This window comes from Stenotrophomonas sp. P5_B8 (genome assembly GCF_054049855.1).
Genome location: NZ_JBFULO010000498.1, coordinates 1 through 2,545 on the forward strand (window position 1 = coordinate 1; position 2,545 = coordinate 2,545).

The 2,545-nt window shown below is 63.9% G+C and carries 3 protein-coding genes; 1 reads left to right on the forward strand and 2 read right to left on the reverse strand.

The window, feature by feature from the left end:
* Positions 1–121 precede the first annotated feature (121 nt).
* A complete protein-coding gene (locus ACXJKH_RS18555) occupies positions 122–1,108 on the reverse strand; it encodes a malate dehydrogenase (protein WP_256776235.1) in 987 nt (328 codons plus the stop codon).
* A 124-nt stretch (positions 1,109–1,232) separates the two neighbouring features.
* Positions 1,233–1,727 carry a peptidylprolyl isomerase gene (locus ACXJKH_RS18560; protein WP_457321566.1) on the reverse strand — a complete coding sequence of 165 codons (495 nt, stop codon included), beginning with the start codon at positions 1,725–1,727 and terminating at the stop codon, positions 1,233–1,235.
* A gap of 358 nt (positions 1,728–2,085) precedes the next feature.
* Here ACXJKH_RS18560 and ACXJKH_RS18565 point away from each other — a divergent pair.
* The coding region (locus ACXJKH_RS18565) for a GTP-binding protein (RefSeq protein WP_457321568.1) at positions 2,086–2,545 on the forward strand (460 nt) is incomplete at its 3' end.

Sequence of the window (2,545 nt, forward strand, 5' to 3'; positions counted from 1 at the left end):
TGCTGCGCACGGCCGGCCGAGCATGGCTCGGCTCTACCGGAAGGGCAAAAAAAACGCCAGGCAATGCCTGGCGTTTTTCGTCAACGCACCGACCAACGGTCGGCATGCGCCTGCGGATCGATCAACCCAGCAGGTGGGCCACGCCAGCGCGCTCTTCTTCCAGCTCGGCCAGGGTCTTGTCGATGTACTTCTGGCTGAAGTCGTCCACCGGCAGATCCTTGACCAGCGTGTACTCACCGTTTTCGGTGGTCACCGCGAAGCCGAAGATCACGCCTTCCGGAATCCCGTAGGAACCGTCGGACGGCACGCCCATCGTCACCCACTTGCCGTTGCTGCCCAGCACCCAGTCGCGCACGTGGTCGATGGCGGCATTGGCGGCCGAGGCGGCCGAGGACGAACCACGGGCTTCGATGATCGCCGCGCCGCGCTTGCCCACGGTCGGGATGAAGGTGCCGGCGTTCCATTCCTGGTCGTTGATCGCATCGGCGATGGACGCACCATCGGCGGTGGCGAAACGGTAATCCGGGTACATGGTCGGGCTGTGGTTGCCCCACACGACCAGCTTCTCGATGCCACCGACCGACTTGCCCAGCTTGGTCGACAGCTGGCTCAGCGCGCGGTTGTGGTCCAGGCGCAGCATGGCGGTGAAGTTGCGCGGGTTCAGATCCGGCGCCGACTTCATCGCGATGTAGGCATTGGTGTTGGCCGGATTGCCGACCACCAGCACCTTCACGTTGCGGCTGGCCACCTTGTTCAACGCCGCGCCCTGCGCGGTGAAGATCTTGGCGTTTTCCAGCAGCAGGTCCTTGCGCTCCATGCCCGGGCCGCGCGGACGCGCACCGACCAGCAGGGCGATGTCGGCATCCTTGAAGGCCACTTCGGCGTCATCGGTACCGACCATGCCAGCCAGCAACGGGAATGCGCAGTCTTCCAGTTCCATCATCACGCCGCGCAGCGCGGCCTGGGCCTTGTCGATCGGCAGCTCGAGCAGCTGCAGGATGACCGGCTGGTCCTTGCCGAGCATTTCGCCGGAGGCGATGCGGAACAGCAGGGCGTAGCCGATCTGGCCGGCGGCGCCGGTCACGGCAACACGAACAGGTGCTTTCATGGGGATTTCCTCTGCTAAGAAGCTAAGAAGCGGTGTGGGAGATGGCCGCGCGGGCGGGGACAGGCCTGGCGGGGCGGCCGGAACGTAAAAACGGCCCCCTTCACAGGGGGCCGTTGGAATCGGATCAGGCGGTGGGGATGAGCTTGTTCCACTCGGCCACGCRCTCGGCCTGGGCGGCCAGCACCGCGTCGGTGTCGCCTTCCAGGGTGATCGAATGGATCACGTCGCCCTGCTTGACCGAATCGACGATCGCCTGGCCATCCAGCACCTGGCCGAACACGGTGTGCTTGCCGTCCAGCCAATCGGTCTTGATGTGGGTGATGAAGAACTGGCTGCCGTTGGTGTTCGGGCCGGCGTTGGCCATGGACAGCGAACCGACCTGGTGCTTGACGCCGTTCTTTTCATCTTCGAACTTGTAGCCCGGACCGCCAGTGCCCTGACCCTTCGGGCAGCCGCCCTGGATSATGAAGTCCGGGATCACGCGATGGAAGACCAGGCCGTCATAGAAGCCGTGCTTGACCAGATTGACGAAGTTGGCGACCGTCAGCGGGGCCTTGTCGGCGAACAGCTCGACCTTGATCGGGCCCTGGGTGGTGTCGAAAGTGGCGATAAGGGACATGCAAATCCTTGGGGTACGGGGGTTTGTCGTTAGCCCCATAGGATACACCCCGCGTCATCGCGTTCGTGCTGCCGCCCCACGGTTCGCTGCGCAAACCACGGCCCCCGTTTACCATCGTCTAAACCCCCCGCCGCTTCGCGGACGCCCCCTGACTCAGGCGGCGTCCCTCCGGACCTGCCAACGCCCGCCCGCCGTGTCACGGCTTCCACAGGATCGGAGATGGCAGTGCGGCCGGCGACGGGCGTTACCTGAATGGGAATTCGGCACTACCTGAAACGCACTTTTCGCGATTGGTCATGTTGGCCGTATAATGTTGGACTTCTTTTTCCAAATCCGGCGCCGACTGGCCCCCTTTCGCATGTCTATCGAAAATCTTCGCAACATCGCCATCGTCGCCCACGTCGACCACGGTAAGACCACCCTCGTCGACCAGCTGCTCAAGCAGTCCGGCACCCTCTCCGAGCGCACCGTGCTCGCCGAGYGCGTGATGGACAGCAATGACCAGGAAAAGGAACGCGGCATCACCATCCTGGCCAAGAACACGGCCATCACCTGGGAAGACAAGAAGACCGGTGTCAAGAACCGGATCAACATCGTCGACACCCCGGGACACGCCGACTTCGGCGGCGAAGTGGAGCGCGTGCTGTCGATGGTCGACACCGTGCTGATCCTCGTCGATGCGATGGACGGCCCCATGCCGCAGACCCGCTTCGTCACCCAGAAGGCCTTCGCGATGGGCTTCAAGCCGATCGTCGTGGTCAACAAGGTCGACCGCCCGGGCTCGCGTCCGGATTGGGTGATCGACCAGGTGTTCGACC